Annotated in this window: 7 protein-coding genes; 6 read left to right on the forward strand and 1 reads right to left on the reverse strand. The window is 62.5% G+C overall.

Features of this window, described 5'->3' with window-relative positions; all coding sequences use genetic code 11:
* Positions 1-40: 40 nt before the first annotated feature.
* A complete protein-coding gene (locus AC1D1P_RS13210; RefSeq protein WP_477671259.1) occupies positions 41-616 on the reverse strand; it encodes a DUF3455 domain-containing protein in 576 nt (191 codons plus the stop codon).
* Positions 617-841: 225 nt separating this feature from the next.
* On the opposite strand from AC1D1P_RS13210, the gene AC1D1P_RS13215 reads away from it, so the two are divergent.
* From AC1D1P_RS13215 to AC1D1P_RS13240, 6 genes are all read left to right on the forward strand, one after another.
* A complete protein-coding gene (locus AC1D1P_RS13215; protein ID WP_477671258.1) occupies positions 842-1,456 on the forward strand; it encodes an RNA polymerase sigma factor in 615 nt (204 codons plus the stop codon).
* Positions 1,453-2,196 (forward strand): anti-sigma factor, encoded by a 744-nt coding sequence (locus AC1D1P_RS13220; RefSeq protein WP_477671257.1) that lies wholly within the window; start codon positions 1,453-1,455, stop codon positions 2,194-2,196. Before AC1D1P_RS13215 ends, AC1D1P_RS13220 begins: the two co-directional genes overlap by 4 nt.
* Positions 2,197-2,252: 56 nt before the next feature.
* Positions 2,253-3,170 carry an LOG family protein gene (locus tag AC1D1P_RS13225; protein WP_477673297.1) on the forward strand — a complete coding sequence of 306 codons (918 nt, stop codon included), beginning with the start codon at positions 2,253-2,255 and terminating at the stop codon, positions 3,168-3,170.
* Positions 3,171-3,281: 111 nt separating this feature from the next.
* Positions 3,282-4,049 carry an alpha/beta hydrolase gene (locus tag AC1D1P_RS13230; RefSeq protein ID WP_477673298.1) on the forward strand — a complete coding sequence of 256 codons (768 nt, stop codon included), beginning with the start codon at positions 3,282-3,284 and terminating at the stop codon, positions 4,047-4,049.
* A 32-nt stretch (positions 4,050-4,081) separates the two neighbouring features.
* Positions 4,082-4,756, forward strand: a complete 675-nt coding sequence (locus tag AC1D1P_RS13235; protein WP_477673299.1) for a phytanoyl-CoA dioxygenase family protein — start codon at positions 4,082-4,084, stop codon at positions 4,754-4,756.
* A gap of 48 nt (positions 4,757-4,804) precedes the next feature.
* The coding region (locus AC1D1P_RS13240) for a PhzF family phenazine biosynthesis protein (protein WP_477673300.1) at positions 4,805-5,473 on the forward strand (669 nt) is incomplete at its 3' end.

Genomic DNA, 5,473 nt, shown 5'->3' on the forward strand with positions numbered 1-5,473 from the left:
AGCACGGACATGTCAGGCCTCGCTTCCTCTGGCTTTTGGGTCAGGCTTTTTGGGCGGTGAAAAACACGTAGTCGGCGGTATAGCCTTCCTTGACGCGTTTGCCCGCATCGGCCGGCGCGGTGCAGCCTTTGGCCGGCGCATTGCCGCCCTCGGTGTTCAGGCGCTGCACGCTGGTGACGGTGGCCATCTTGCCGGGCATGCCGGCGGATTTGGCCGTCAGCAATAGCAATGGGATGTCGGCGGGACGCTCGCCGTCGGCGCGCGCTTTTACCGTGCCCACGGTTTTGCTGCCGTCCAGCGCGGTCCAGTTCGGGCCGGCGCCATGCGTGCCGACTTTTTCGTCTTTCTGGTTGAAGAGGTCCGCTTCTGGCGCAACAAACACCCAGGCCCAGCCCTTGTCGCCGGAGCGGCATTCGTAGATCTGCGAGCCCACCGCGTGCCAGGTGAAGGCCACGCGTTCGCCGTCGGCCGGCTTGAGCGCGGCGGGCACCGGCTTGGCATCCATTGGTGCGGCCGGGCCACCGGCGCAGGCGCTTAGCAGCAGTCCAGTACACAACGCGGCAGCGGCAAGGCCTGCGTGAAGCCTGGGTTGGGTGGCGGTTGCTATCGGTGTCATGGCGATCTCCTGAGAGGAGTCCTGCAAATATTGACAGGTCTCCGGGTTAAAAGAAAGTAAAAAAGTCCCAACAACCACATGGCGGAAGGGGGCGTGGGCCGGCGCGGYGCCCGGCCTACCAGGGACAAACGACAGCAAGCGCCGATTGGATGCAGGTTTTTCTGAGAAAAATGCCATAGTCGGGGAAGATTTGCCGCTTGGGCGTAACTCCCTATACTCAGCCGCATGAAACTGGCCCCCGACACGGACACCCGCAGCCTGCAGGCGCTGATTGCCGGCGCAGGGCAAGGCGACCACGCCTGCTTTGCGCAGGTCTATGAACGCACCCACACGCATCTGTTTGGCGTTGCCGTACGTATATTGGGACAAGGACACGCGGCCGAAGATGTGCTGCAAGAGGCTTACGTGAGCATCTGGAAAAATGCCACCGGCTACCGCAGTGAGGTAGACGGGCAAACCATTCAACCCATGACGTGGCTGATTGCCATCGTCCGCAACAAGGCGCTGGACGCCCTGCGCTCCCGCACGCGCCGCAAGGAAAGCGAGTTGCCCGACTCCGGTGATGTGGATGAGGAAGACACCGAAACCACCGCCACACCCACCCCCAGCGCCATGCAGCTGCTGGAACAGGCCACCGAGGCCCTGCACATCGAAGGCTGCATGAGCGCACTGGAAGGCAGCTACCGCCAAAGCCTGGCGCTGGCCTACTACCAGGGCATGTCACATACCGAAGTGGCCGCACAAATGGGCGCGCCGCTGGGCTCGGTGAAAGCCTGGATACGGCGCGGACTCGAAAAACTCAAGGGCTGCCTGGCGGCGCAAGGGGTGGTGGCGTCATGAGATATTCCAGCCCCGAATTGCTCGAACACCTCGCATCGGCCTATGTGCTGGGTACGCTGCAAGATGGCGCGCGCCGCCGCTTTGAGCGCCTGCAGCGCGACCGTGCTGATGTGCGCGTGCGCGTCACACAATGGGAGGCCCGGCTGGGTCAACTCGCCATGTCGGTGCCGGCGCACAAACCGTCTCCCAGGGTGTGGGCTGCGATCGCCGCACGCACCAAACCTGCGGCGCCGCAACAGGCGCCGCAAACAAAACCGTCCTGGCTGGGCTGGCTCAAACCTGCTGGTTTCGGCTTCGGCGGCCTGGCCGCGGGCGTGATCGCGGCAAGCGTGTTTTTTGTCGCCATGCCCACCCTGTTCATGTCCAGCGACCAGATCGCGATGCGCTCCGGCGAAAGGCTGCCGCAAAGCTATGTGGGCCTGCTCACCGACGCCCAGGGCAACGGCAAGCTGCTGGCCAGTTCGCTGCGCCACGGCAAGACCATGACAGTCAAGGTCATAGGCCCGATCACACCACCGGCCACCGGAACCCTGGTGCTGTGGGCGGTGCCGGCCAATGGCCCGGCGTTCTCGCTGGGCGCCGTGCCTACAAGCGGATCGGCGGTTTCCATGCTGCCCGACACCTCGGAAAAGCTGCTGTCCAAAGTCAGCAAGCTGGTGGTAACGCTGGAGACCAGCGCCACACCCGCCAGCCCGAGCGGAACCGTGGTGTTCAGCGGCAATTGCGCCAAGCTGTGGTGAGCGTGGCGGCATCCGGGGGCTCAATCCGGGTAGGTACCGTAAAAAGGAGAACCAGCATGAACGCCAGCCTCAAATTGTTTCTATCCCTCGGTGTGGTCACCGCCACCCTCCTCGGGTGTGCAACACCACCGCCAACCACAGCAACGTCTGCGATCAAGCCCACGGAGTTGCGGCTGGAGTGCGCGGTAGCGAAAGCAGATGTCCCGAACGCCGATTACATCGGCCCCTATGCGAGCGTTGAAAACATCGTCCCCGTGAAACTGATGGCTCAGGACACCTACTGCTCTGACGCCCTGAAGGCCATGCTTTTTCCGCGGGGCTTTGTCTCCATCTATGGCAGCTCCCGTATCCGCGAGAAAAATGCCGCCTGCGACGCGCGCGGTGAGAACTGCAACGACACCATCAGGGCGGCAAACGATGCCATCTACGCAGACATCCGGAATTTTGCTCACGCATGGACCACGCGTTATGGCAAGCAGTATCCGATAATGACGGGTGCGGGCCCGGGCCTGATGGAAGCCGGCAACCGCGGCGCAAAAGAGGCGGGAGGCCCCAGCGTCGGGTACACCACCTACTACGACCGCTCGACGGCCAACGACACGCTGAAACCCTATGGTGGTGACCCCAAGCAGGCCTTGAATGCCTATGTGACCCATGGCCTGATTTTTTCCAGCGTCTCCATCCGCGAGCTGGCGATGATCAAGCACTCGGCCGCCATCGTGATTGCACCAGGAGGGACCGGCACCGAATGGGAAATATTCCAGATCATCGAGATCATCAAAAGCAGGCAGCTGACCAGGGTTCCGGTGTATCTCGTGGGCAATCGCCAAATTCACTGGCAAAGCCTGGACGCGCGCCTGACCGACATGATGGCGCGCAAGACCATCAACAAGGATGAAGTGGCATTTTTGAAGTATGTGGAAACGAGTGCAGAGCTGGTCAAACAACTCAGTGCAGACATGCGGCTCAACTGAGTTATTCAGGCACTCACTCAATGCGACGCATCCGATGAACCTTGTTCGTGGCCTTTTGGACCGGATCATCCTGATTGGCAGGGCGCGCTGCGGGGGAAGACGCCGAGTTTCATGGTGCGCCGCACAGTGACTGTTTTTCTGGTGGTCATGGTGCTCGCTTACCTGGGCATCTGCGCGGCGCTGTTTGCGTTTCAACGCTCGCTGATCTACTTCCCGCAACCGAAGTCATGGGGCGGTCCGGCCACGACACTCCATCTCCAGACACCCGACGCGGCACTCGTGGTCACTGCCCGGCAAACGGCCGGGCCCAAGGCCATCATTTACTTCGGGGGCAATGCCGAAGACGTTTCGCCGAATTTGCCGTCTTTCTCGGAAGCATTTCCAGGCCATGCCCTCTACCTGCTTCACTACCGCGGTTACGGCGGAAGCACCGGAAGCCCCACCGAGGCGGCGCTTCAAAGCGACGCCCTGGCCTTGTTCGACCATGTCAGCCGGACACATTCGGATGTCACCGTGGTTGGCAGGAGTCTGGGTTCAGGCGTTGCGGTCTGGGTGGCCAGCCAGCGGCCGGCGTCGCGCCTGATTCTGGTGACGCCCTACAACAGCATCCAGGAACTGGCAGCGCAGCGCTTTCCCTGGTTTCCCATCCCCTGGCTTCTTGTCGACAAGTTCGAGTCCTGGAAGTACGCGGCCAAAGTCACCGTGCCCACGCTGCTGATTTCGGCCGAACACGATGAAGTCATTCCGAAAGCCAGCACCGACCAGCTGCATGCGCACTTCAAGCATGGCACGGCTGTGCTGAAGATGCTGCCCGGAACCTCCCACAACACGGTCTCGCAGCATCCCCAGTACCTTTCGCTGTTTCAGTCGATGCTGTGAGCATTCAACACCTCTTTGCAAAACAAGCCGGGATGGACCACGCCGCATTCACCACTCAGGGCTTCGCACTTGTTCCGCAGGTGCTGACTGCCGCCCAGTGTGAATCGGCCGCTTCGCGCCTTGCCGGGATTTCCGCCAACTCGGCGGGAACACGTTGCCTGCTGTCGGAGGCCTGGTGCCAGGCGCTTGCGGCAAGGGTGCGCCGGCATCCGTCGCTGGCCTCGATGGTTCCGGCCGATTTCGCTGCGGTGCAGTGCACTTACTTCGAAAAGTCGGTGTCCCGCAACTGGCTGGTGCCGGTGCACCAGGACCTGAGCATCCCGGTGGCGGACCATGTGGAGCATGCAAGCCTGGGCGGCTGGTCGAGGAAGGAAGGCATCCTGTATGTCCAGCCGCCTGTCGAGTTGCTGGAGCAACTGGTGGCGGTACGTTTGCACGTCGACGCCTGCGGCGCGGGAGACGGCCCGCTGCGGGTGGTTCCAGGCTCCCACCTGTACGGCCGAATGGAAGTGAAAGCCGCTGCGGCGGCCCGCCACGCCCAAACCGAGTTCATCTGCATGGCCGGGCAGGGAAGTGCGATGGCCATGCGCCCGCTGCTGCTGCACGCCTCATCCAGGTCCACCGGCGGCAGCATGCGAAGGGTGCTGCATTTTCTGTTCGGGCCGCGCATACTGCCTTTCGGCCTTCAGTGGCAGCGCGCAATATGAATTGGCCGGACAGGCAAGCAGCCCGCCTTCCATTTCACAAGGAAAACGATGAGTGTCTTGAAGATTGCAGCCTTTTCTGACGGAAACACCGGCGGCAACCCCGCCGGCGTGATGGTCGCCGGCCAATTTCCGGATGACCGTGAGATGCAGCAGATCGCTGCGGAGCTTGGCTTCTCGGAAACGGTTTTTGCCGTTGCAAGCGGCGCCGGCTGGCGGGTGCGCTATTTCTCGCCGGAATCCGAAGTACCCTTCTGCGGCCATGCAACGATAGCCCTGGGCGCAGCACTGGCCCTTGAGCATGGCGATGGCGTGTTTGCGCTGACCCTGAACCAGGCCAGCATCACGGTTGAAGGTCGGCGCAACGGGGAGACGATCACCGCCGCGCTGCAATCGCCGCCCACGCGCAGCCAGGCTGCCCCACAGCCGCTGGTGCTGGCCACCCTGGCGCTGTTCGGCTACACACCGGATGACCTGGACCCGCGCATTGCCCCCGCGCTCGCCCACGGCGGCGCAGACCATCTGGTACTGGTTCTGAAGAGCCGCGACAAACTGGCGGCCATGCAATATGACCTGGACACGGGCCGCAAGCTGATGAACAAGGCGGGGCTGGTGACGATCCTTCTGGCCCATGCACAAACTCCCCGGTTTTTTCACACCCGGAATCCGTTTGCTTCCGGCGGCGTGTATGAAGACCCCGCCACAGGTGCAGCCACAGCC

The sequence above is a fragment of the Polaromonas sp. P1_E1_2 genome, assembly GCF_056406035.1.